The following is a 23,508-nucleotide window of genomic DNA, read 5'->3' on the forward strand; positions in this document are numbered from 1 at the left end:
GGTCAGAGCGGTATTTCCCTCGAAATGCTGCTCTTGATGAGATCGACCGTGCCGGACCCCAGCGCAGCCGCTTGCCACGCTGCGAATTCCGGATCCCCCAGCATCTTGTCATGGCACGCGCCGTATGCGGCGTAGCTGGGGAACCTGGCAAGGAAAACGAATTCGCCCCATTCTCCGCCGGTGGTTGCCCAGAAGCTCATCTCGGCGCCGGCCTCCTTGTACTTCGTCCAGAAACTGATGCCGCGCTTGGCCTGTTCAATGAATTCGGGTAGCGAAGCGCCGGGTATCGGACGGGTGATCCATTGCACCATAATCGTCATGGCTGTCTCCTTCTGGTTCCCCTTGGATGGGCTCCCGGATTCGTTTTACTGCCCGGCTTCGAACATGACAGGATAAGGGGCGCGCTCTTTGCGCCGGCTCAAGACTGGCCAGGCGGCACCACGTGATGGGACATCACCGCTTGCCACGGCGCAGGCATGCCGGCGGCTGGCAGGCACGGCCGGTGAAGCGGCCATCTGAAGGATTTTGTTGCCGTGTCGCATATCCAGCGCATCAAGCAGTGCAGGAATGGCTGTCCCGCACCGGGATGGACGGCCGCGGCCGGCACTCCGCCGGGCGGCCGTTGGAGGCAGCTATCATTTGCCCGCCTGCTCCGTATTGTGCATCGACGGGTTAGGAGAGCATGCCGCTTTTGCGTAGGATTCCCGCTCGATCTCCAGAATCTCCACGCAGAGTTGGACATGGATCTGATCCTGTGCCACGCAGAGTTGGCGCAAGCTTTCAAGCAACGCAGCCGATATCTCGCGTTTCACTTCCGTGGATCTTCCGCTGAGAAGGGACAGCTTCGCATGGAGGAAAGCACGGCGTTCGGGGTGGACGCCGACGGCATGGTCGTCGAACTTGAGCGCCCGGCTCTTTATGTCAATTTCATCGAACTGGTTGGTTGAAACCAGTACCCGGTTCAGCTCCAACAAGCACTTTCTCACGTCGAGGCCTGCAAGATTGCCGGTGTATTCCAAGGTAAGGTGGGGCATTTTTGTCTCGCTTCAGTTGGCCGGTGCGCGGCAAGCGCATCCAGCGATGTAAAGGGTATTCGTTCAACGGGGCCGGCTGCAGGAATCGGCAGCAAGCACCAGCTGTACTGTACATCAGGCCTTGCCTAACGCGCCGGCGATGCCCGGTCGCCGCGCTGAAACGGCTCGCTTCGGTCCGATAAATACAGTGCGGCGTTCTTTAGCCACGCCTTGGTGGGCGCCGGGTCAAGTTGCGTCAGCCCGCATAACATCAGTACGCCAAGCCCCGCAAGCCAGCCGCTGATGCGGAGCGGCGTCTGCGCCGATGCCAGACGAATGAAGCCTGCGCTGGCCGCACCGCCCAGCGCAAAGCCGATCATCACCTCCGATTCCGAATGGGCGCCGATGGCAACGCGCGAGCAGGCCACAAGCGCGCCTGCCGCGTAAGCCGCGGCGACCGCAGAGCGGAGACGGCCGGCCTGCCAGGTCTGGCACAGCAGATAGACCAGAACAGGGATGACAGCCGTTGCCCGTGAAGCATGCCCGCTGATGCCGGTAAAATCGAGCGCCCGGATGCCGAGGCCCCATCCGATGAACGCCAGCTTGGTGGCGCCGACGAGCACGAGAAGTCCGCCGAATATCAGGCACCACGATAAGGCCAGGCGCGGCATCCGCGCCGCGGCGAGCCATAGCGCGATCAATGCGGCGGCGGGGAGCGTGATGTTGGCATCGCCGGCGGCGGTAATGCTTTCCCAGTAATGCATCCCGGTCAAGCAGTCATGCCCTGGCGTGTTTTCAAATGCTCGATGCTGCGGCGAACCAGTTGCATCGCGGCGTCTTCCATGCCTAGCCCCGCGAACAGCTCGGGTTCTTGCTGGTTGGCCTTGAGAACCTGCTCGTGCAGCCGTACGTCGTTGCCCCAGACCGCAGCGAACAGCGCAATCCAGCGTGCGGCAAGATCGAGCGCCGCCGGCGCCAGCGGGTCGGTGCCCTGTTCCTGGAGTTCGCGCGCCTGCGCAAAGAGTGCCGGCCATTTCAGGTAATGCCGGATAAATCTTTCCCGTGCCGCTGCCAGGTAAGACGGATCCAGATGGCGTGCATACAGGCTGAGGCGATATTCCGCGGTCGCCCGCGTGATGTAATCGAGCAGTGCGGAGTCGATGCCGGTGATCAAAGGCACGTCCGCTTCCGTGCGGTGCAGCACATCCGCCTTGTGGATCAGGCGCGCGTCGCCGGCCATATGCTTCAGCGAGAGTTCGATCCAGCGCTTTGCAAGCGCCAGGGTCTGCGCATCGTCAGGCCGCACGCCGGTTTCCATCAGATCGCGCATCTGTTCCTTCAATCGGTGGAACTCGCCGTCGTCGACACTGCCATGCCGGCGCAACTGATCGTGCTCTTCGGGCGTGAAGTAGCGGTCGTAAAAGTTCATCATCGCCAGCGTGGACAGCCAGTCGTCGAGCCCGGGTTCTTCCTTCGCGCGGATACGCTCTTGCAGCGCCTTCAAGCGCTTGCGCAACTCGACGGCGCGCGCCACCTGCCGGTCGAGGGCGGCGACCTGCTGCCCGATGACCGTTTCCAGGTCAGCGCTATCTCCTTCGAGCAAAGTGGCGATTTCTGCCAGCGAGATATCGAGCCGCCGTAATGCCTGGATCCGATGCAGGCGCTCGATGTCGCGCCGGTCGTATAGCCGGTACCCGGATGCCGTACGGCCGGATGGGCATAACAGCTTGATCGCATCGTAATGATGCAAGGTGCGAACCGTGAGCCCGGTGCGTCTGGCAAGTTCACCAATTTTGAGCAGCATCTGCATCCTCCTTAGCGCGACAAGCATAAAGCCTGACGCTACGTCAAAGTCAAGCGGCAGTCGTCGGAGGCGCCGGCCGGCCGTCAAGTTATCTCCCTAAATCAAGAACAGAGGGCGGCCACTAGTGTGTATCCCGATGTGACACCGTAAAATTGCGAGCATGACAAAACATTTCTTCCTCATCTGGCTTGCCGGCATACCCGGTGTCGCAGCGATTTCCTGGCTTGTTCTGCCGCTCCTGCTGGAAGGGCGGCCCTTGCCCGCGCCGCAATCCGTCATCAGCATCACCAGTGCCGTGCAAAGTGCGCTGCTGCTGGCGCTGGCGGCCTGGACCGGAGCGAAACTGGCGTCTCAAGTCGGGCTGCATGCGCCCGTCCTGCAGGCGGCCGCCGATGGAAGGCTGGATATGGATGGGCTGCGTTCGCAATTGCTGCCCGGCGTGATCGGCGGTGTCCTGGGGGCCGCGATACTGGTTGCTTTCGCGCGCTTTGCGCCCGAACAGCTGGCCAGCCTTCAGGAGCGCTTTTCCTTCCCGCTCGTCGCACGTGTCCTGTATGGCGGCATTACCGAGGAAATCCTGGTGCGATGGGGGCTGATGACAGCGATGGTGTGGATTGGCTGGCGCCTCTTTCAGGGAGGCGCCGGCACGCCTTCGGCGCTGATTGTCTGGCTGCCGATCCTGCTCAGCGCGCTGGCTTTCGGCGCGTTGCACCTGCCCGTGGTGGCGGCCATGCTGGGGCCGCTGCCGGCATCACTGTCTGCCTATATCGTGCTTGCCAACGCGGCTTTCGGGATTGTTGCCGGTTTCCTGTTTTGGCGGTATGGCCTGGAGGCAGCCATGCTCGCCCATGTCATTGCCCATCTTGGCGCGTTCGCATTTACCCGCTGAGCAAGGATTGCCCTCGCCGTGGGGAAATATCCGGTTTCCGTGCTGCGGGTGACCGCAATTCACTGATTCGGAACAAGGCAGGTCGAACGGGGCATGGCCAGAATTGTGGTCAATTCCCGATGACACCGGTTCAGCATGAATAACAGCAAGCAAGTCGAGCAAGCGGGACCGGCGATGGCGCGCCGCGGATTGATCGATCCGCGCGCGCCGGCGCCGGCGGCAGCCGCGGCGATACGCAGGATCCGGCCGTGCTGAACCATCTGGCCTCGCTGCCCTCCGCTTTCCAGATCGCCCTCCATGTGGGCGCCTCCGTATTGCTCACGTTTCTCCTGATGATGTTGATACACACGGCGATCCCTTTCAGGATACGGCGCCAGCATAACGACGTGATCGGCTTCATCGTCGGCGTGGTGGCCGCGTTCTATGGCCTGATCATCGCGTCCGTGCTGGTAATCGGCATCAACCGCTTCGACCATGCGGAGCAGGTCGTGGAAAACGAGGCGAACCTGATCGGCGATATCGTCCGCCTCGCGAGGGCGACTTCGTCGCAAATCGAAAGCCCGGTGAAGCAATTGGCCGCGCAATACCTGGAGGATGTCATCTCGAAGGAATGGCCCGCGCAGATGCAAGGGCAAAGGACCACGCTGGGTCTGCAGACGCTGGCCGAACTCAGCCGGGTGGTAAGCCGGTACGAGCCGCGCACCCCGCGCGAGACGGCCTACTACTCGCAGCTCGTGCAGACCTTGAACAAGCTCTACGACGCCCGGCGCGAACGAATTTTCCTTGCGAGCGAAGGAATCGCCGGCGAAGTGTGGGTTGTCACCCTTGCGGGCGGCATCCTCACGGTGTGTTTTGTGCTTCTGTTCGGCATCGAGAACCGCAGGATCCACTTCCTGCTGGCCTCCTTCCTGGCAGTTTCGCTCGCGCTGATCTTCGCGCTGGTGGCAATTTTCGACAAGCCGTTTCAGGGGGACATGGCGGCATCCGACGAGCCATACCGGCTGATACGCGAGCAGGTCGCGACGAATTAGCTTGGCCTGCGCCTGTGCTAAGCCGTTCGCGCCTGCAACGAATGACCGGTTGGGCGAAAGGAGGGATGTGCAAGCGCTCGCGTGAAATTACGGCAATGCGCGTTCAAGGGCCACGCGCTTCAAGTGCTCGATCTGTTGCAGCGCTAGCTCCTCATTGAAGTTGCCGGAGAGAGGATTCATGAATCCGTGCGAGGTGCGCGGAATGATTGAACACGTGATGCCAGGACGGCTCAGTTCGTTTGCCAGTGCCTCGGGTTGAAAGGAGGCTTCGTGTTCGGCAAACACCAGGGACACCGGACAGCGAGGGCTGATCGCGCGATGTTCGCGTATGCGCGAGCCGTAGTACAGGAAGGCCTGGCTGTGCGGGTGGCAGAGTGTGTTCGCGGTATGGAGCCACATGCTTGCAGCACCGACGCTGAAGCCGATGAGTAGCGACGGCATTGCGGCGGTTGCCATGGCTATCTTGCGCTCGTAGCGTACCAGCCCGTCTGCCGAGTGAAAAACCCGGACCGCCTCCTGTTCCGATTGGTAGGGGCAGCCATCGCTTTCCCAGGGAGACAGAAAAACGACGCGGTCTCCGAGCCTGGCGAACAGGGCGCGCAGGCGGTCGTTGGTTCCGTGGATGTCCGATGCGATGACGATCTGCATACGCCTCACTGATCAAATCGTAATATGCCTGGGTGGAAGGCGGTAATTGGGGCACGATGCCTGTCTGCGAAGCCGCAGGCCGCATTCATCACAGGCACGCATGCAGGAACGGGTTGAGCCGGAAAACCCGCGCTAGAGTGAGTCAATGTACCCGAGGACTTCGTCCTCGCGGCCATCGCTGACCAGCTGAGCGGGCGTCTTGCCGTCGAATTTGGATAAGGGTTCATTCATCCAGGCGCTGGCGGCGTCATCGTTCCCCGCAAATTCCCGGACTTTGTGCATGACCGTGTAATAAGCCTGCGCTTTGCGCGACTGCTTCTGAAACCGCATGCGGAGCGCTTCAAATCCCTCGGGAGAAAGGTGTCCGTCTTTCGTCATGATTTACCCTGTTCGAAGTAGAGGCCCAGGAAAGCGGCCGCCTTCATACCGCCGGCCTGGCGAGCATTCAAGTTGGTCACGCGTCTGGATAGCGATGCGGGCATCATACCCGCTTCCATGAAGGAGTGGCTTGTGCGGCGGCTACGACTGCACGCTGGAGATCAGGAGGGGCATTCGCAACGCGTCTGTCCGCGCAGTCCCTGCCGGGACTGGTTCGAGACTGCATTTCTGCGCTTTGTGCCGCAGTCCCGGAATCACTTTTGACCCGGATCCGATGGCATCACGCCATAGTGCGAGGGGAAACCGGCAGGAAGATCTCCACGCACAAGCCCCCCTCCGGCAGGTTGCGGGCTTGAACCTCGCCACGATGCGCGTCGATGATGCGTTTCGTAATCGACAGGCCCAGTCCATGGCTCCCCCCGTTGCGATCCGATCCGGCGCCGCGGAAAAACGAATCGAAAATCATGCTGATCTCCGTATCAGGCGCGCCCGGCCCGGTGTCGGAAATTGAAATTCTTAGCAATCCGCGCTCCGGTTCGATGTCCGCTTCGACCAGTATCGTACTGTCGCACGGAGTGTGCTCAATCGCATTGCGGACCACGTTCTCAATCGCGCGGTGCATCAGTTCGGGGCTTCCTTTGATGCACACACCGGTATCTTGCGGCCAATGTACTGCCTGCCCTTTGGCTTTCCCCTCGAATCGCGCGCTTTCCACGACTTCAGCGAGGATTTCATCAATGCCGAATTCTTCATCCGTTATCCTGATTTCGGCAGCCGAAAGTCTCGACAAAGCCAGCAACTCTCCTATCAGTCGGTCGATCCGAACGATTTCGCGTTCTATCCGGTCCATGAGCTCCTCGCCTTTTTCCGGTTGCTGCTTTGCCAGTCCGATCGCGACCTGCATGCGGGTCAGCGGCGAGCGCAATTCATGCGAAACGTCGTGGAACAGGTGCCGTTGACCGGCGACGAGCGTGCCGACCTTGCTGGCCATGTGTTCGAACTCGCGCAGCAAATCCGCCAGTTCGTCTTTTCGCCGCTTCGCGTCGTCGTCAACGGCCACCTGGAGTTGTCCGGACGCCATGGCCCGGATCGCCGTGCGCAAACTGCGTATCGGCCGCGAAAGATAGTGAGCGAGAAGCGCAGCAACGATCAGGCTGGCCAGCAGGTGAGCCAGCAACGGCTCTGTCGGAAGCAGTTTTGCGCCGTGCGGGGGCGGCGGAGCGGTATCGTTTAGCGCATGCGGCTGGACCGAATCCTGGATAAAGAGCAGATAATGACGGCCTTCCGGCGAGCTGACCCGGCGCACGCTGTCGGCATTCCGCCCCTGCCAGGTTGCATCCCGGGCCCATTGCAGCGTGGCCTTGTCCACTGGCCTGCCAAGGAGGTCGCGGTCGTTTTCGTCCAGCACGATCAAGGTTTGCTTGGTAACCTCTTCGAGCATCCTGTGCAAGGCCTCGGTTCCGCTATTGCGCAGCGTCGCCGCAGCCGAGTCGACAAGGAAATTCACCGGCGAATTCGCTACCGCTCGTGGCCGGCCGGTTTCCTCGAAACGGTTCACGGTTTGCACAAGGAACATGACCGACATCGTACCGACGAGCTGCGCCGCCCAAATGGCAATGAAGAATTTCCAGAATAAGCGTCCCATTGCCTACTCCTTGAGGATCTGGTAGCCGAACCGGTAGACCGTGTGCAGGCAGGACTTGCCATCCTTCGACAGGCCAAGCTTGCGGCGAAGGCTGCTGATGTGAACATCGATGTTCCGGTCATAGCGGGTGGTTGCGCGTCCCAGGCCCTGCTCCGAAAGCTCGTTCTTGCTCACCGGGCGGCCTGCATTCCGGACCAGTACCTCCAGCAGACTGAACTCGGTGCTGGTCAGCTGAACAGGCTGCCCGTGCAAGTCAACCTGCCGCTGTCCAGGCCACAGCCGCAGGGGGCCGACCACGAGCGGGACGTCCAGACCGCCGTCGGCGCCGAGTAATTGGGTGCGGCGGAGAATTGCCCGTATCCTTGCAGTCAATTCACGCGGCGTGCAAGGCTTTGGCACATAGTCGTCCGCGCCAAGCTCCAGGCCGGTAATGCGGTCGGAGTCGTCGCCCTTGGCGGTCAGCATCAATACCGGGATCTGGCTTGCTGTGCGGATACGCCTTAACAGTTCGAGGCCATTCGTTCTTGGCATCATGATGTCAAGAACGACGATGCAGCAGCGGTCGGACAATGCTTCGGCGACAACCGTTTTTCCATCGTTCAGCGTAAGAACGTCAAATCCTTCGCGTTGCAGATAGTCCTGCAACATCTGGGCAAGCGCGATATCATCATCGACCAACAGGATTCTCATTGCTCGCTCCACGCTGATGCGGCACGCGCCGGGGTGGCGCCAGGTCCCAATGCGTTAATGACGACTCCGCCACCCATTCGGGACCCGTACGCCGCTGGTCGCAGGTATCATGCCCGGGGTTCGTCACGCCTATTGCTGTCGACGCTACGGATCCTGCTCCTTCCCCTTCGACATGCGAAAGCGCGCGCCGATCGGACTGGCACGGCACTGAGCGGCGCATGGCAGCCCGGTTCACAACGGAGGCACGACACCGGCGAATGTCAGGAGGTCGGTCATCATGAAGCGTCCCGACTGGGCCGACGGCAGCGTGGGTTTCCAGTCCGGCTTTGCGCTGAGGTAGGATGACTCGTCGGCTTTCAACATTCCAACAAACACTTCGCCGACAATTCCCGCGCCGACCGGGCCGAGGCGCAGCCCGCTCTCCATCACTTCCGCTTCCTTCAGGATATAGAAGAACAGGGGCGTTGAAGTATCCAGGGTATGTCGGCTGTCCAGGGTGTAAGGTGCCAGGTCGCTAAGTTGTGCTGGCGTAAGAGCCGGAAGGCCCATCTTCTTTGCGACTTCCTGCCCCGAGGGCAAACCGAAATTCACGTGACGTGTGAGGGTACGGGCCGGGAGTGATTGCAAGCCATCCGGCGGAAGTCCGGGAGCAGGCGCCTTTGCGCCGGGCAAGGTCAATAGCACGGAAGACAGTTTGGTATCGATGCGTTTATTCGGCCGCACATTATTGTCCCCGAAATCGAAGAACGTCTGCCAGTCGACAAATCTCCTCGGTGCGCGCTTGCCGCCCCGCAGGTCATCCGGATCGGATGCGTAGGGATTCAAGTTGTCGTCAAAAACGAAGGCAAAGAAAGGCGAGCCGCCGGTCGGGCCGAAATTGACCCGATAGCTGGGCCGCACCTGGGAGTGGCCGAACCGGTATGCGGCGACGGCGAATTCAATCGGAAGCAGTGCCCTGTCCTGTCCGTCATTGGCGCGGACGCGACTTGAACGATGTTTCGGCTGATAGTATTTCAAGCCGTTTGCAAGAAGCTGGTCGACACGATCCTGACCTATGATCTTCGGCAAGAATTCATGAAGAACGATCCATTGGTAATGCCAGGTGACGAGCTGACGTGCGTCTTTGAAGATCTCATCCGCGGACGCCTGCTGATATGCAGGCTGCCCGGCCAGGTAATCCGTCACTTCATTATGGAACGACAGCATGGCCAGATGGAGTTGCGAGACAATGATGTTCTCGTCATTGCGGCTGTCGGCAATGATGGCGTTTCCCGCGCTATCGCGCGGCACATCGTTTCGCACGGCCCCATGTCTGGAAAATGCGCTTGAGCCGGGAATGGCTTGCACGATGAACTTAATGCGCCCCGAGCTGGTGTCATAGAATTGCGGCGATTCCCGCGGTCCGCCTGCATAAACAGAATCAAGGTCGAACGCCGCAGTACGAAAATTCAGTATCTTTTCCGGGGAAACGTTTTTATTCAGCGGCGAGTCCTTGTCCAGGCTCAGGTCGTGGTCCAGGAACTGACCAAGGAAGGTCACTCCTGCCGTCACATCAGGATTATCCGCGTTGTGCGGGCTGAAAGCGGCTGGATTGAGAATGGATTGTACCGGGTCGGTCAGGTTGTCTTCCGCGTTCAGCATGCCATCGGCTGCCCCAAGTAACTGGACTGCGCGCCGCGCACTATCAGTCTGTTCAGCGAAGGACGCCAGCTCGGGAAACATGCGCGTGAACATATTGCCCGGGTCAGGTGGCGATGTCGGAAAAGGGGTGACTACGGTTTGCGCGGATGCGCCGTGAAGGACGAGGCTTAAGCCCAGGGATGAAAGAAGTGAAAAACTCCAAAATCTCATGGCGATCTTCCTATTGGCTGTTTTTAAGGTCGGGAATGCCATGCGCGCGTCAAGCGGCTGCAGCAAAACAACTGCATTGCTTGCCGCCGTCAGGCGATTGGTGAATCTTTTGCCCGCAACAAGAACGACTTGTCCAGGACTGGCGGATGCTATTGGCTGATTGAAGTTTCTACGGAAGGCTAGGCGTGGGATCGCCTGTCACCGTTTCGGGGAGTACTTTTGGCAGTGCATAACAGTGCTGAAGTTTATGTGGGAGCACCGGCAACGCGAGCGCCTTTACCTAGTTTTACATTGCGGTTTGCGTTCGCTATTCCCTATGCAGGCGTCAGCCTGCGTGCCAAAGGAGTTGGCGGCCGCCGTCGACAGGGACTTCGTCAGGGGCAGGTGTTGCCGGCAATGCTGCAAGAGCGCGCAGAAATGTTGTCGTGATGATTGGGGTTTTCAACCCTGCCGCAGATCCTTGGCGCGCAGCAAGGGTGCATCCGGCAATGCGTTCTAGTCATGCTGCCCGGTATTGGCGCGTTCCGTTTCTTTCTTCGCCGGCGCCACTCTCGGCGGCATCGTGAAACCGATCAGGCGGGTGACGACGGCGGCGAGATACATCAGGCCTGCCATCATCTCGATGCTCGCCAGCGAGCGCGCATGCGACGACACGGCGACGATGCTGCCCATGCCGGTGCCCGTCAGCAGCGCGAAGCTCAGGTGGTTCAGGTCGGACCAGGTGCGGATCGTGCCGTCCTCGGAGAAGGCGCCGGGCTGCAGCGCCTGGGTCATGACGAAGAGGTGGGTGAATGCCCAGATAAGAAGCGTAAAGGTGGCAGCCGCCGCATACAGTTCGTCGACCGTCGTCTGGTCGTCCTCCATCATGTAGGCGATCAGGCTGAGTGCGGCAAAGAAGTAAAAGAGGGCTTCCAGCGCAGATGACCAGGGCAGGAGGCCGGGCATCTCGAAGATTGTTTGCAGCGCAAGGAGAAGGATGATGGGCACCGCCAGCGCCATGCTTATCCAGGTCGGTCCGGGTGTCCTGTGAACGGTACGAATCGTCATCCCCAGCACGATCACCCCGAACACGTTGAGGCCGGTCCGGCCGATTTCCGTGTCTTCGATAAACGGGTACAGCAGCACGCCGAGCAGTTGCACCAGCAGCAAGATGGCGGACGGGTGCCTTCGGGTGTGGTGGAAGAATCTCGTCATTCAGCAACGCTCGTGAAAAGAATCCTAGGCATTAGACCACGCCGGGAACATCCTGGCCGAATTTGTTCCTGCACATGCGCATCACTTCTCCGGGTGTAAAGCAATGCCCGGGCCATCGCGCATCGGCAAGCCGGCTCGTTTTGTTTCAGAGCTGCATGTATTGGCCGCGGTCCCCTTCCATGCGCAAGTCTGCCATCCGGCAAAGGATGTTACTACCAGATGCCGCAAAACCTGCGTATCTTGCGTTCGCATCCAGGCTCGGGTTGAACTGATTTTCGTCAATGCCCGCTGATTGTTTAGCGGTATGGTCGTCCAACAAGTTCCCGGGCCGCGGAAGCTGCGCACACCCCGGCAAAACAAAACCTGGAGACGACAATCATGCCGCAACTCGACTTCTTCTACTTTATCGGAAGCACATACACCTATCTGAGCGTGATGCGCATCGATGAGGTGGCACGACGGGCGGGGGTAACCGTGAACTGGCGTCCGTTCAATGGCCGGGGAGTGATGACGGAGCATCCATTCCATGGCAAGCCAGTGAAATGCGCCTACATGTGGCGCGACGTCGAGCGCCGCGCAACGCGACTCGGCATCGGCTGGAATGGCGTTCCTCCGTATCCGATAGAAAGGCCGAACCTGCCGAACCGTATTGCGGTTGCGGCCGCCCGCGAAGGGTGGGCGCCGGAATACAGCAAGGCCGCGTATCGGGCCTGGTTCTCGGCGCATAAAAACCTGGAGGACGAAAAAGCGCTGTCTGAGGTGCTTGCCAGTATCGGGAAAGACCCGGCCGCCGTCATTGCGCTTGCCAACTCGGAAGACATTCGTCAACTGTTCGCCAGTGAAACTGAAGCGGCCCGCATGCTTGGCATTTTTGGGGCTCCGACGTTCGCAGTCGGCAAGGAGATTTTCTGGGGAGATGACCGGATGGAAGAAGCCATCGAGTGGGCGACGCGAGAAACGCAGGAAAAAAGCCAATAACGCGTTGATCCTAAGGACGATCGGCCACATGCATAGTGACACCGGACGCAAAGACAAAAGCCACCGGAGGTTCCGGTGGCTTTTTTTCGCGCAAACCCTTGCGCCGCACCGGTGTCCAGGCCGGAGCCTGTAACGACCGCGGCGCCGCATCAGGCCACGTTGTCTTCCACCAGCGGCGTCGTGCTGCCTGCCTGCAGGGTGATGCGGGTGCGCTTGGCCAGCAGCGTCGCCGGTTTGGTGCCGGTCTCGGTCAAAGGATTGACCTTGTTGAACAGCACCGTGAACGACGTCGGCGTCACCGTCGCCACCGCGTAACCCTGCGCATGGTGGTCGATATAGGCGAAGTCCGGGTTGTTCATGCGCAGCACCTGGTCGAAGCTTTGCGGCGTGGCGACAAGCGCGGCAAGCGGCGTGGAACCGGCGCCGGCCTTCACGTACGAATAGAACGAGGAACTGCTGATGCCGGCGGCGACGAAGTCGACCGCGACCGGCGTACCGGTTGCCGGATCGGGGTTGTCGCGCACCACGCCGCACTGGAACGCGTGCAGGTCGCCGGTAATGGCGACCACGTTCCTGATGTTTTCCGTCTTGAGGTAGGTCATCAGCTCGGCCCGGTGCGACGGGTAGCCGTCCCAGGCATCGGCATTGACCACATACAGGTTGTTGTAGGGAGGCGGCGCGATGGTGCGCATGTCGAGCCACATGCGGTTGAGCGTGACTTCATTGCCCCAGATCTTCCAGGTCGCCCCGGAATTCTTCATCGTGTTCTTCCACCATTGCGTCTGCGTGGTGCCGAGGATGCTGGGGACGCGTCCGCGGGCGGCGGTCATCCTCTCCTCGAAGACGCGCAGCAGGGGCTGCGGCACGAAGTAGCGCGAGCCGACGGAGTCGTTGCCGTTGACCGGATCGTGCCCGATCATCTGCGCATAGGCGGCTTCGTTGACGACATGGTCGTCGCGGTACAGGCGCTGGTCCGTCATCACCAGATGCATCAGGTTGCCGAAGCGGAAGTCGCGGTAGATGCGGATGTTGTCGTAGGCGCCGTTGTTCAGGTCGAAGGACACATCGCCGAAGTCGATCGGCATGTATTCCGCCCACGCCTGGTTCGCATTGCGGCGGCGCGGGGTTTCCTGCTTGTTGCCGTTGCTGTAGGTCTGGTGGTCCTGCCAGCTGTCGTCCGAGAATTCATGGTCGTCCCAGATCACGATCATCGGGAACTTGCGGTGCAGCGCCTGCAAGCGTTCGTCGCTGCGATAGGTGCGGTACAAAGTGCGGTAGTCGTCGACCGTGCTGGCATAGACGCCGCCAGACGGCGACGCAAGGCCGTCGGGCAGGGTGATCCGGCCATGCGCCGGTTCCGCCTTCCCGGCCTGGAAGGATGCGCCGACGGTCTCGTAGATATAGTCGCCGAGGTGGACCAGGAAATCGACCTCTTCTTCCACCAGCAGCTCCATCGCGCCCCAGTGGTTGACGGTCCAGTCCTGGCAGGTCAGCCATGCGAATTTCATCTGCGCGACGTCGGCGCCGGCAGCGGGCGCGGTCCTGGTCTTGCCGATGTGGCTGACATCGGAATCGGCGATAAAGCGATAGTAATAGCGGGTGTCGGGGACCAGGTCGCGCAGCTTGACCCGCACGGTAAAGTCATACTCGGCGACCGCAACCAGCGGAACCGCAGCGACGAGCTCCTGGAAGGACGGGTTGGTCGCCACTTCCAGCCGCAGTTCGACCGGCCTGACCGATCCATTGCTCCTGACGCAGCGCGTCCAGAACACGACGCTCGATTCTTTCGGGTCGCCGCTGGCGATCCCCTGCGGGAAGGCGAACGTCTTTTTCGGTGACGAGGACCCGCTTACGCCCAGCGCGAGCGAGCCTTGCGCCGCCCCCCCATCGGCCGAGCCGCCACAGGCGGCAAGCGTGCCGCCCGCGCTCGCGACGGTGAAGTACATCGCGCCTTTCAGAAATCTGCGTCTATCCATCTTGTTTCTCCTCCTATTGGTTTTGTAACGTCTGTTTTGCGTCGCTCGGGTGTGCTGCGGCGTCCTGGCCGAACGGGCCTGCAAGCGTCGTGCGGCAGCGGGGGCGCCGGCGCATGACACGCGGACGCGCCTTCAAGCCGCTGCATGCATGCAGGGGTATCAGGGAACGAAATTGGTGCAGGGCGGCAGAGATGCGCAGCGCCGCTCTGCCTTGCCAGGCCGTCGACGCAGGTTAGAAAGAAGGATGTGCGCTTGTATTGGTTTATTACGACATGGAGTTGTCCCGGCGCGCCAAATGCGATGATGTTTGCGCAAACTCTAGGATGCAGCGAGCCCGGGAAGCCCCGGGCCGGTTGAGCAGCCGCGGCCCGGGCAGGTCATGTAACGGCTTTCGACCGGGCGGCAGGAAGGGGAGGGGAGGCGCGCAGCACGCACCAAATTGATGCGCCACGGCATCTTTTTTGCACCAGCCCGAGGCGCCGGCGTGCACCAAAACCGAAATGTGGGCGAAAATGGTGCGACCTGCAACCTGCCCACTACCGCTGACACTGCCATGAAATACACTTCCGTTCATCAGTACCTGCAACATGTCGCCGACCGCAACCCCGGCCAGCCCGAGTTCCTGCAAGCCGTCAGCGAGGTCATGGAAAGCCTTTGGCCCTACATCGAGCGGCACCCGAAATACGCCGAGCAGGGCCTGCTCGACCGGCTGGTCGAGCCGGAGCGCGTGGTCATGTTCCGCGTCTCCTGGGTGGACGACCATGGGCAGGTGCAGGTCAACCGCGGCTACCGCATCCAGCACAGCATGGCGATCGGCCCGTACAAGGGCGGCATCCGCTTCCATCCGTCGGTCAACCTGTCGGTGCTGAAGTTCCTGGCGTTCGAGCAGACCTTCAAGAACGCGCTCACCACGCTGCCGATGGGCGGCGGCAAGGGCGGCTCCGACTTCGACCCGAAAGGCAAGAGCCCCGGGGAAGTGATGCGCTTCTGCCAGGCGTTCGTGACCGAACTGTTCCGCCACGTCGGCGCCGACACCGATGTGCCGGCCGGCGATATCGGCGTCGGCGGCCGTGAGGTCGGCTTCATGGCCGGCATGATGAAAAAGCTGAGCAACCGCGCCGACTGCGTCTTCACCGGCAAGGGGCTGAGCTTCGGCGGTTCGCTGATCCGCCCGGAAGCGACCGGCTATGGCACCGTGTACTTCGCCGATGAAATGCTCAAGACGCGCGGCCGCTCCTTCGACGGCATGCGCGTGAGCGTGTCCGGTTCCGGCAATGTGGCGCAATACGCGGTGGAAAAGGCGATGGCCCTGGGCGCCAAGGTCGTCACCGTCTCCGACTCCAGCGGCACCATCATCGACGAAGACGGATTCACTCCGGAAAAGCTCGCGATCCTGATGGAGGTGAAGAACCACCTGTACGGCCGCGTCCGCGACTACGCCGACCGCACCGGCGCGCGCTTCGAAGCCGGGGTCCGCCCGTGGCATGTTCCGGTCGATATCGCCCTGCCCTGCGCGACGCAGAACGAGCTGGATGCCAGGGATGCCGACACCCTCATTTCGAACGGCGTGCTGTGCGTGGCCGAAGGCGCGAACATGCCTTCCACCATCGACGCGGCAAAGGCATTCGAAGCCGCCGGCGTGCTGTATGCGCCGGGCAAGGCCAGCAATGCCGGCGGCGTGGCGACCTCCGGCCTGGAGATGAGCCAGAATGCAGAGCGCATGTCCTGGCCGCGCGAAGAAGTCGATGCGCGCCTGCTGCAGATCATGCGGGGCATCCATGCAGCCTGCCTCGAATACGGCAGGCGCGACGACGGACGGTTGAGCTACGTGGACGGCGCCAACATCGCGGGCTTTGTCAAAGTCGCCGATGCCATGCTTGCGCAGGGCGTGATCTAGCTTGTCGCCGCCAGCCTTCCCGGGCGCGGCGACGTTGCCCGGGCGGAGGCTTTCTTTTTCCGTCGACGCCGTTTTGCATTTTCTGCGGCTGGCTGCGCGCCGCCGGCAGCCAGTCGCCGGCCGCTTTCCGTGCATCGCTTTGCCTCCCCTCCCGGATCATGCTTGACCCTGTAGTTACTACAGGGATTGTAATGACGGCATACGTGAAAGGAGAACGATGATGGAACGTCAGCTGCTTGCCTTCCTGTTCCTGGCCTACCTCGGCGCCGCCTTCGTCTGGCCGTCGGTGCGCGTCTGGCGCCGGACCGGCGTCAATCCCTACGTGCTGCCTTCCGGCGACGATGCGCACGGCTTCGTCACGTCCGGCTTCCGGCTGGTGCTGCTGGCGCTTGCGGCCTATGTGCTGGCGCAGGCGTTCTGGGCCGACGCCGACCGGCTCCTCGGCGTGCTGCCGTGGCTGGCGCACCCGCTCGTGGCTGCGGCGGGCTGGGCCGGCCTGAGCGCCTCGCTGGCGTGGACGGTGGCCGCGCAGTACCAGATGGGTATGTCGTGGCGCATCGGCCTCGACCGCAAGAACCGCACGGAGCTGGTCACCGGCGGCGTGTTCGCCTGGTCGCGCAATCCGGTCTTCCTCGGCATGCGCTTCAGCTTGCTGAGCCTGGTGCTGCTGCGCCCGAATGCGGTCACGGTTGCCGCCGCGCTCGCGGCCGACGTGTTCATCCAGTTCCAGGTGCGGCTGGAGGAAGAGTTTCTTGCGAAACAGCACGGCGCCGCGTATGCGGACTACATGCGTACCACGCGGCGCTGGCTCTGACCGGATCGCCGCCGCTTTGCAGACCCTGCCATTCGCATAATTTGACTTGAATCAAGCGTCTTCCTGTTCCTGGTCAATAGACTAGGACGATCCTCATGCGAGGCAGGGCACTTTTAGTTATCCGATCACGCGCGAAGACGCCTTGCGGCGGCGCGCGTCAACACGACAAGGCGGCTGCGATGCAAACACGGCGTACGGTAATCCAATCCCTCCTCGCGGGCGGCTTGTCCGCCTGCTGCATGGTGTCCTTCGCCGCCGACTTCGGCACCGTCGACGTGCAGCAGGGGCAGGCGATGGCAAGGCAGGGCGCGCTGCTGCTCGACGTGCGCGAGCAGAGCGAATACGACGCCGGCCATGCGCCCGGCAGCACGCTGATCCCGCTCGGCCAGCTGAAAAACCGCCTCGGCGAAATCGGCGCGCATCAAAACAAGCCGGTCGTCGTCATCTGCCGTTCCGGCAATCGTTCCGCGCAGGCGTCCGGCATTCTCGCGCAGCAGGGCTTCAGGAACGTACACAACGTGCAGGGCGGCATGCTCGCATGGGAAAAGGCCGGCCTGCCGGTGGAGAAGAAATAAACCGGTAAAAACCGTGGCGTGGTTCGCGCGCACCGAAGGCATCATCCCGGCGCCGGAATCGAGCCACGCGATCGCCGCGGTGATCGGCGAGGCCAGGCGCTGCAAGGAGACCGGGGAAGCGAAGACGCTGTTCATCAACCTGTACGGCCACGGGCATTTCGACATGGGCGCCCGTGACTCCTGCTTTTCCGGCAGCCTGCAGGATTATGCGTATCCGGAAGAGGAGATCCGGGCGGCGCTGGAACGCTTGCCGAAGGTCGGCTGATACGCGTTGAGGGCAAGGCGTTTTCCTCTGCGGAGAGGCGCCGGGCAGCTTTTCCTGCTGCTGCACTCGCTGACAATGCGCCAGTCTTCGCGACACCAGATCTTTCAATCAGTAAAAGGCTTTGTCATGGATGACCGATGCCATACCCGCACAGGTCAACCTGCATTATGATGGGCAGTCATGAAAGCCGAACGGGAAATGCCATGGCAAAGAAAGAAAAGCTGGATCCGGAAACAGAGGCGCTGATCCGGTGGTGTACCGAGGTGGAAGGATTTCTCGTAAAAGGCGGCGCGACGCTCGCGCAGGCGCAGGAGCATATCGAGGAACAGGTCGAGTGGTTCACCGACATGTTCTATGACGGCTTGACGCCGGAGGAAGCGGCGAAGGCGGCCCTGGCGTGAGCGGGCGCTAGCCGGCCCCGTTCCGGCGCGTTCTCGGAAGCCCCCCACGGGAATGCATCCTTAGTCCGGGACTTTCCCGCGCATGGCCTTGATCTGGCCACGGATGGTCTTCTTTTCAAGGCGCTTGCGCTGCGCGCTGCGGGTCGGCTTCGTCGGCCGGCGCGTGCGCGGCAACACGGAAACGCTGGCGACCAGCTCGTGCAGGCGCTGCAGCGCCTCTTCCTTGTTTTTTTCCTGGCTGCGGTGGGTCTGCGCCTTGATGACCACGATGCCGTCCCTCGTGATCCGCTGGTCGTTCAGGCCAAGCAAGCGCTCCTTGACCGGCTCGGGCAGCGACGACGCGCGGATGTCGAAACGCAGGTGGATTGCGCTGGAGACCTTGTTGACGTTCTGCCCGCCGGCGCCCTGGGCGCGAATGGCGCTGAACTCCACCTCGTGCGGGTGAATGACAGGCGCGCGGCTCATGTGGGCGCCGTTGCCTTTCCCGCCTTGGGCTTTTTCGGTTTCTTCGGCTTTTTCAGCACCCGTCCGGCGGCGTCGGTGACGGGAACGCGATGGTCCGGCTCGAAGCCCGGCTCGTCGACGCGCCGCAAGGTTTGCCCGATCAATGCCTCGATCGCCGCGAGCTGTTGCACTTCATCCGCGCACACCAGGGAAACCGCCTCCCCGGTTGCGCCCGCGCGGCCGGTGCGGCCGATCCGGTGGATATAGTCCTGTGCGACGATGGGCAGGTCGAAGTTGACGACATGCGGCAGGTCGTCGATGTCCAGACCGCGCGCGGCGACGTCAGTCGCGACCAGCAGCTGCACGTCGCCCGCCTTGAAGCGTTGCAGCGCGCGCAACCGGGCAGGCTGCGGCTTGTCGCCGTGGATGGCGTCGGCCTGATAGCGTTCCATCGCCAGCGCGTCGACCAGCTGCTCCACGCCGACCCGCGTCTTGACGAAGACCAGCACCTGCCCCCAGCCATGCCTTTGCAGCAGATGGAGGAACAGTTCTGCCTTCCGTTTCTTGTCGACCGGGACCATCCAGTGCCTGACGCCGGCCGCGGTGGTGTTGCGCGGGCTGGTGTCGATGCACAGCGGGTCTGCCAGCAGGATGGCGGCGAGGGCACGGATCGGATCGGAGAAGGTCGCGGAGAACAGCAGGGTCTGCCGTTGTTTCGGCAGCAACGCCAGCAAGGCATTCAGCTCGCGCGAGAAGCCGAGGTCCAGCATGCGGTCGGCCTCGTCCAGCACCAGCGTCTGCAGTTGCGTGAACCTGACCGCGTTCTTGCCATGCAGGTCGAGCAAGCGCCCCGGCGTGGCCACGAGAACGTCCAGGCCTTTGCGCAGCTTCATCATCTGCGGGTTGATGCTGACGCCGCCATAGGCTACCGCAGCGCGCAAGGGCAGGTGCCGGCCATAGGCGCGAATGCTCTCGTACACCTGCACCGCCAGCTCGCGCGTGGGAACCAGCACGACTGCGCGTACCGCATTGCTTGCGGCCTGCGGGCCTTGCGTCGACAGGCGCTGCAACAGGGGAAGGGCAAAGCCGGCAGTCTTTCCGGTGCCGGTCTGGGCCGCCGCCATCACGTCGCGCCCGGCAAGGATCGCGGGGATCGTTTGCATTTGCACCGGCGTCGGTGTTTTGTATTCGAGCGCCTCGAGTGCACGCAGCAGGGGATCGGCCAGGCCGAGGGAAGAAAACGTCATCGGGATGCGGAAGGGGGGAATAAAGTCAGAGTGTAGCGCTTCGTGCGCCGGAAAGCGGCTGTGCGCGAAGCGGATGCTGCAAATAGGGTCTGTGTCACCAATTTCACCCGCAAGCATGAGCGATCCGCAACGGACGCGGCGCTTGTCGGGGTAATTGGCCGTCGCCCCTGTCCCTGCAGCGCGGGACGGCGAGGGGGAGTCGCTGGAATGTGCAGCCTGTCTGCCTTCGCGCGGCGCGCGGGCAATATACTGCAAATGCAGTATTAGCGTTACACCGCCGCGTCGGCATGATTGCTGGTTTTGGATCGCATTCACATGACGACACCGCTGCTCTCGGCCTCCTTTTCCCACGCCGTTACCGGCGGCATCCTGCAACGGCAGCATGTCGACGGCGGCCTGCAACTTGGCTTGCCCGACGCGCTCGGCCGCCGCTGGTTCGGCTGCAACGCCCGCGGCTTCGTCGATACGCATTCTTTCGATGTCGTCCACCGCCTCGTTTCCACCGGCATTTCCCGACGCGGTAGCCCGGGTGCCACCGTGGCATCCCGCGTTGCCTATGGCGACGGCATGTCCCTGGAGGACGCGCAGGCGCTCAACTTGCGCGGGAGAACCTGGCAATCCTTTTCCCAGGATGGCTACCTTGACGTGCAAGGTGTCACCCTGGCCGGCGAGCCCTGTGCTGCCGTCCGTTATCTTTCCCTCGACTATGCCGGCAGCGACGACGGCATGCCCGTCGTCGATGTGCCGCCCTTGAGTGACGGCGTGCCGGAACAGGCGGGGCTGCAGTCGCAGGGCTACAGCGCCGCCCTGCAGCGCTACGATGCCTTCGGGCGCGGCCTCGAAGCGGTCGATCTGCAGGGCAATCAGCTGCGCTCGGCCTACCTGCCGAGCGGCCTGCCGGATACGGTCTCGGCGAATGGAACGCGTTGCCTAGGGGTGTTCACCCAGAACGCCAGGGGGCAGATCCTGTCCCTTGCCAAAGGCACGGACAACGGTGATGCGGGCAGCACGCTGTTCACGGCCGCGTTCCGTTACGATCCCAGGACCTGGCAGGCGACGCAGCGCTATGCAAGCACCAGCACGCCTGCGGCCGGCGCGGCGCGCGCGTCCGGCGGCGGATGGATCGATGGCAGCGACGATCCCGGGCGGCTGCAGGACATGCGCTATGTCTTCGACCCGGCCGGCAATGTGCTCGCGCTCCAGGACGCGTATCCCGCCACCGTGTTCCGGGAGGACAGGGTCGCGGTGTCGACGTATGCCTATGATGCGCTCTACCGCTTGTTGCGCGCCAACGGCATGCAGTGCCCGGCTGCAAGCCCGGTCGACGGTTCTCCCGGCAACAAGCTCAACCAGGCCATCGGATTCGATGCCGGCAGCTCCCTTGTTCCTTATCAGCAGTTCTACATGCATGACGATGGCGGCAATATCACCTCGTTGATCCACTACTGCAACGGCATGTTGAGCAGCGCTTGCAGCGCCGACATGAAGGTATCGTCCGGTTCCAACCGGTCCATTTCCGGCGCCTATTACCAAATATTGGGCGGCACCGGCGACGGCACCTATATCGACGACGCGTTCTTCCTCCAGCAAGGACTCTTCGACGCATGCGGAAACCAGTTGAAGAATGCGAACCTCGGCGCCATCACCTGGGACTATCGCAATCAGATCACCCGTACCAGCTATCCGTCGCCCGATGACGAGGAAGCGACCGTCATCGAGTACAGCGTCCATAATGCCGACGGCAGCGCACGCAGCCGCAAGGTCAGCATCACGACCGACGCGCGCGGGCTTGTCACCCGGCTCACGACCGTGACCTGCCTCGGCGATGCAGAGCGGCGCACAAGTTACACACAGTCCGACCCGGATGTCGGCATCGGTTACGACGGCGAGACAGTCAGCAACGCGAACGTGCAATGCGATTACCAGGAACTGCGCATCAGCCTGGGGCATGCGCAGCAATTGCGCATCCAGAGCGGAATCCTGCAAGCCGGCGGCGCACCGGTAACCCGCAGTTTCTACACGTTGGGCGACCGGATCGATTCCTGCCTGACCGAGCTGGATGACTCAGGCGACGTCGACAGCTGCCAGATCTTCTATCCATACGGCGGCCTGGCCGTCAGCGCCGCGGACGATCTCTCCGCCCAGGGTGGGTTGGCGACCAAGACGAGGCAGTACTCGGGGGAAGAAAGGGACGACAGCGGCCTCGCCTTTTACGGTTTCCGTTCCTACATGCCCGACATGATGCGGTGGCCCAACCCCGATCCTTCGGAATTCCAAGGGAGCAGACTGAATTGGTATCAAATGACTGGCGGGAATCCGCTTACCTACCGGGACAAGATGGGCTTGATGTGGGAAGATTTTCCGTGGCAGGCACCCGACTACCAGGAGCCGCCGCTGCAAAGACCGGTCACCCGCAAGACAAACAAGCCCCGGGAGGGAACGTCAGCCGTTGAAGAAAAGGGCGTGCGGAGGCAGCCGGTTCCACTGAACCTCCTGCGGGACGGCAAGGAAGTAGATCTGGGCAGAATCCTTGCCCAGGTACCGGACGTGAAAACGCGGGTGATTCTGATGAACTGGGCGTGGGGAGATGTCAGACACAACTTTGAGTCCGATGAAGGATATCGCGCTGTCGAGATAATGTGGCACGCAGCGACGTCAATGCAGCGGTTTCCAGAGCAGGTGCCGGATATTTTTCAAGCGAAATACCTGGTCTTTGCAACCACGATACCTGACACTTTGCCGACACTTTACTTCATGAATGGAGACAAGTCGGCCCGTGTCAGGCAACAACATTCTTGCGGGCCTGCCATTGACATGGAAACAGGAAATAGGGATTTCTTCTTTCAGGAAAAGAAAAATCTGCATGCGTTCATGGAACAGGTCAGTCGACAACCAAAGCAATTTCCCGATGTACGCGCATTTGGCGGGCAATTAAGAGCTGAGCACGGATTTTTTCACGGCGATGTCACCTGGGAAAATAACGTCGTGACAGCTTGCCATACGTCCCGTGGAACTGTTGATCTGAATATCGTCAAGAAGATGCAGGACAGGCAGATCGCGAGAATATACCTGCAGGCGATCGGGCGAAGCACATGAATGGACATGTGCTCCGTGATGTCTGGAGCATGCCTCGCTTGCGCCGGACGGACGGGAGCCGCATTCTTCATCCGAGGGGAGAGGGGTAGGCGCCTTGCGGACCACATGCTTGCGAAATGCTGCGTGTGCGCATCCCTGCGCCCGCTGCGGGCCCACGTCGCCGTTCATTCCGATCCCTGCACCAGGCGCCGTGCAAACGCTTCGACGACTGTCCTCAGCCGTCCGAAGTCGCGTGTCTTGTCGAGAAACCGTTCCGCGCCCAGCGCCAGGCAGCGTCGTTCATACTGCGGACCCACCCGGTTCGACAGCACGACCACCGCGGTCGCGGGCAACGACTGCCTGGTCTGCCGCAGCACTTCCAGCCCGCTGCCGTGGGCGAGCGACAGGTCGAGGATCACCAGGTCCGGCCGGGTTTCCGCAATGCCGCCCATCGCGTCCTGCTCGGTGTCCGCTTCCCCCGCAAGCTGAACGCCCTCGCACGCCGACAGCATGTCGCGCAGATGTTCCAATATGAGCTTCGAGTCCTCGACCAGGAATACTTTCATGACAGGCGTTAGCAAGATATCGCGCTGCCATGGTGTCCTATCCGGGCTGTATTGACAATCGGCGAAGCCTTATCCTGCGGTGGGAGGAGGCGAAGCGGCCATAGGAGGATTCCGACAATCGGCAAGG

Annotated in this window: 23 protein-coding genes; 9 read left to right on the forward strand and 14 right to left on the reverse strand. The window is 61.9% G+C overall.

Annotated elements, in window-relative coordinates; genetic code table 11:
- Positions 1–2: 2 nt before the first annotated feature.
- From VEC01_RS04040 to VEC01_RS04055, 4 genes are all read right to left on the reverse strand, one after another.
- Positions 3–320, reverse strand: coding sequence for a hypothetical protein (locus tag VEC01_RS04040; protein ID WP_324899006.1), 318 nt, complete (start codon positions 318–320; stop codon positions 3–5).
- A gap of 315 nt (positions 321–635) precedes the next feature.
- Complete coding sequence (locus tag VEC01_RS04045; protein WP_324899008.1) at positions 636–1,034, reverse strand: 5-carboxymethyl-2-hydroxymuconate Delta-isomerase; 399 nt, start codon at positions 1,032–1,034, stop codon at positions 636–638.
- A gap of 125 nt (positions 1,035–1,159) precedes the next feature.
- Complete coding sequence (locus VEC01_RS04050; RefSeq protein ID WP_324899010.1) at positions 1,160–1,777, reverse strand: phosphatase PAP2 family protein; 618 nt, start codon at positions 1,775–1,777, stop codon at positions 1,160–1,162.
- A gap of 5 nt (positions 1,778–1,782) precedes the next feature.
- A complete protein-coding gene (locus VEC01_RS04055) occupies positions 1,783–2,817 on the reverse strand; it encodes a MerR family transcriptional regulator (RefSeq protein WP_324899012.1) in 1,035 nt (344 codons plus the stop codon).
- 160 nt (positions 2,818–2,977) lie between these two features.
- Here VEC01_RS04055 and VEC01_RS04060 point away from each other — a divergent pair, with 160 nt between their 5' ends.
- Positions 2,978–3,706, forward strand: a complete 729-nt coding sequence (locus VEC01_RS04060) for a CPBP family intramembrane glutamic endopeptidase (protein ID WP_324899014.1) — start codon at positions 2,978–2,980, stop codon at positions 3,704–3,706.
- Between the two features lie 248 nt (positions 3,707–3,954).
- Positions 3,955–4,737 carry a DUF4239 domain-containing protein gene (locus tag VEC01_RS04065; RefSeq protein WP_324899016.1) on the forward strand — a complete coding sequence of 261 codons (783 nt, stop codon included), beginning with the start codon at positions 3,955–3,957 and terminating at the stop codon, positions 4,735–4,737.
- A gap of 87 nt (positions 4,738–4,824) precedes the next feature.
- Here the strand turns inward: VEC01_RS04065 and VEC01_RS04070 are convergent, their stop codons facing one another.
- The 6 genes from VEC01_RS04070 to VEC01_RS04095 form a co-directional block, all read right to left on the reverse strand.
- On the reverse strand, positions 4,825–5,385 hold the full coding sequence (locus VEC01_RS04070) for a hypothetical protein (protein WP_324899018.1): 561 nt from the start codon (positions 5,383–5,385) through the stop codon (positions 4,825–4,827).
- A gap of 132 nt (positions 5,386–5,517) precedes the next feature.
- Positions 5,518–5,763 (reverse strand): antitoxin Xre/MbcA/ParS toxin-binding domain-containing protein, encoded by a 246-nt coding sequence (locus VEC01_RS04075; RefSeq protein WP_324899020.1) that lies wholly within the window; start codon positions 5,761–5,763, stop codon positions 5,518–5,520.
- 280 nt (positions 5,764–6,043) lie between these two features.
- A complete protein-coding gene (locus VEC01_RS04080) occupies positions 6,044–7,408 on the reverse strand; it encodes a sensor histidine kinase (protein WP_324899022.1) in 1,365 nt (454 codons plus the stop codon).
- A 3-nt stretch (positions 7,409–7,411) separates the two neighbouring features.
- Positions 7,412–8,098 (reverse strand): response regulator transcription factor, encoded by a 687-nt coding sequence (locus VEC01_RS04085; protein ID WP_324899024.1) that lies wholly within the window; start codon positions 8,096–8,098, stop codon positions 7,412–7,414.
- Between the two features lie 231 nt (positions 8,099–8,329).
- On the reverse strand, positions 8,330–9,991 hold the full coding sequence (locus VEC01_RS04090) for a heme peroxidase family protein (RefSeq protein WP_324899026.1): 1,662 nt from the start codon (positions 9,989–9,991) through the stop codon (positions 8,330–8,332).
- A gap of 453 nt (positions 9,992–10,444) precedes the next feature.
- On the reverse strand, positions 10,445–11,143 hold the full coding sequence (locus tag VEC01_RS04095) for a two pore domain potassium channel family protein (protein WP_324899028.1): 699 nt from the start codon (positions 11,141–11,143) through the stop codon (positions 10,445–10,447).
- A gap of 378 nt (positions 11,144–11,521) precedes the next feature.
- Here VEC01_RS04095 and VEC01_RS04100 point away from each other — a divergent pair, with 378 nt between their 5' ends.
- The gene (locus tag VEC01_RS04100) at positions 11,522–12,121 is read left to right on the forward strand and encodes a 2-hydroxychromene-2-carboxylate isomerase (protein WP_324899030.1); all 600 of its coding nucleotides are present in this window, start codon (positions 11,522–11,524) and stop codon (positions 12,119–12,121) included.
- A 149-nt stretch (positions 12,122–12,270) separates the two neighbouring features.
- Here VEC01_RS04100 and VEC01_RS04105 read toward each other — a convergent pair whose 3' ends face one another.
- A complete protein-coding gene (locus VEC01_RS04105) occupies positions 12,271–14,097 on the reverse strand; it encodes an alkaline phosphatase D family protein (protein WP_324899032.1) in 1,827 nt (608 codons plus the stop codon).
- 553 nt (positions 14,098–14,650) lie between these two features.
- On the opposite strand from VEC01_RS04105, the gene gdhA reads away from it, so the two are divergent.
- The 5 genes from gdhA (at position 14,651) to VEC01_RS04130 (ending at position 18,049) form a co-directional block, all read left to right on the forward strand.
- Entirely contained in the window at positions 14,651–15,994 is a 1,344-nt protein-coding gene (gene gdhA / locus VEC01_RS04110; RefSeq protein WP_324899034.1) for an NADP-specific glutamate dehydrogenase, read from the forward strand.
- 217 nt (positions 15,995–16,211) lie between these two features.
- Positions 16,212–16,808: an isoprenylcysteine carboxylmethyltransferase family protein gene (locus VEC01_RS04115; protein WP_324899036.1), complete on the forward strand. Its 597-nt coding sequence runs from the start codon at positions 16,212–16,214 to the stop codon at positions 16,806–16,808.
- A gap of 179 nt (positions 16,809–16,987) precedes the next feature.
- Complete coding sequence (locus VEC01_RS04120) at positions 16,988–17,383, forward strand: rhodanese-like domain-containing protein (RefSeq protein WP_324899038.1); 396 nt, start codon at positions 16,988–16,990, stop codon at positions 17,381–17,383.
- A gap of 13 nt (positions 17,384–17,396) precedes the next feature.
- Positions 17,397–17,648, forward strand: a complete 252-nt coding sequence (locus VEC01_RS04125) for a hypothetical protein (RefSeq protein ID WP_324899039.1) — start codon at positions 17,397–17,399, stop codon at positions 17,646–17,648.
- 203 nt (positions 17,649–17,851) lie between these two features.
- Positions 17,852–18,049, forward strand: coding sequence for a hypothetical protein (locus tag VEC01_RS04130; protein WP_324899041.1), 198 nt, complete (start codon positions 17,852–17,854; stop codon positions 18,047–18,049).
- 60 nt (positions 18,050–18,109) lie between these two features.
- On the opposite strand, the gene arfB is transcribed toward VEC01_RS04130, so the two are convergent.
- Both arfB and VEC01_RS04140 read right to left on the reverse strand, forming a co-directional pair.
- A complete protein-coding gene (gene arfB / locus VEC01_RS04135; protein WP_324899043.1) occupies positions 18,110–18,514 on the reverse strand; it encodes an alternative ribosome rescue aminoacyl-tRNA hydrolase ArfB in 405 nt (134 codons plus the stop codon).
- Positions 18,511–19,740: a DEAD/DEAH box helicase gene (locus VEC01_RS04140; protein WP_324899044.1), complete on the reverse strand. Its 1,230-nt coding sequence runs from the start codon at positions 19,738–19,740 to the stop codon at positions 18,511–18,513. The genes arfB and VEC01_RS04140 overlap by 4 nt, the downstream gene beginning before the upstream one ends.
- A gap of 315 nt (positions 19,741–20,055) precedes the next feature.
- Between VEC01_RS04140 and VEC01_RS04145 the strand changes: the two genes are divergently transcribed.
- Positions 20,056–22,836, forward strand: coding sequence for an RHS repeat-associated core domain-containing protein (locus VEC01_RS04145; RefSeq protein WP_324899046.1), 2,781 nt, complete (start codon positions 20,056–20,058; stop codon positions 22,834–22,836).
- Positions 22,837–23,000: 164 nt separating this feature from the next.
- Here VEC01_RS04145 and VEC01_RS04150 read toward each other — a convergent pair whose 3' ends face one another.
- Complete coding sequence (locus tag VEC01_RS04150; protein ID WP_324899047.1) at positions 23,001–23,381, reverse strand: response regulator; 381 nt, start codon at positions 23,379–23,381, stop codon at positions 23,001–23,003.
- Between the last annotated feature and the right edge of the window lie 127 nt (positions 23,382–23,508).

Source organism: Noviherbaspirillum sp. (assembly GCF_035627455.1).
GTDB lineage: Bacteria > Pseudomonadota > Gammaproteobacteria > Burkholderiales > Burkholderiaceae_D > Noviherbaspirillum.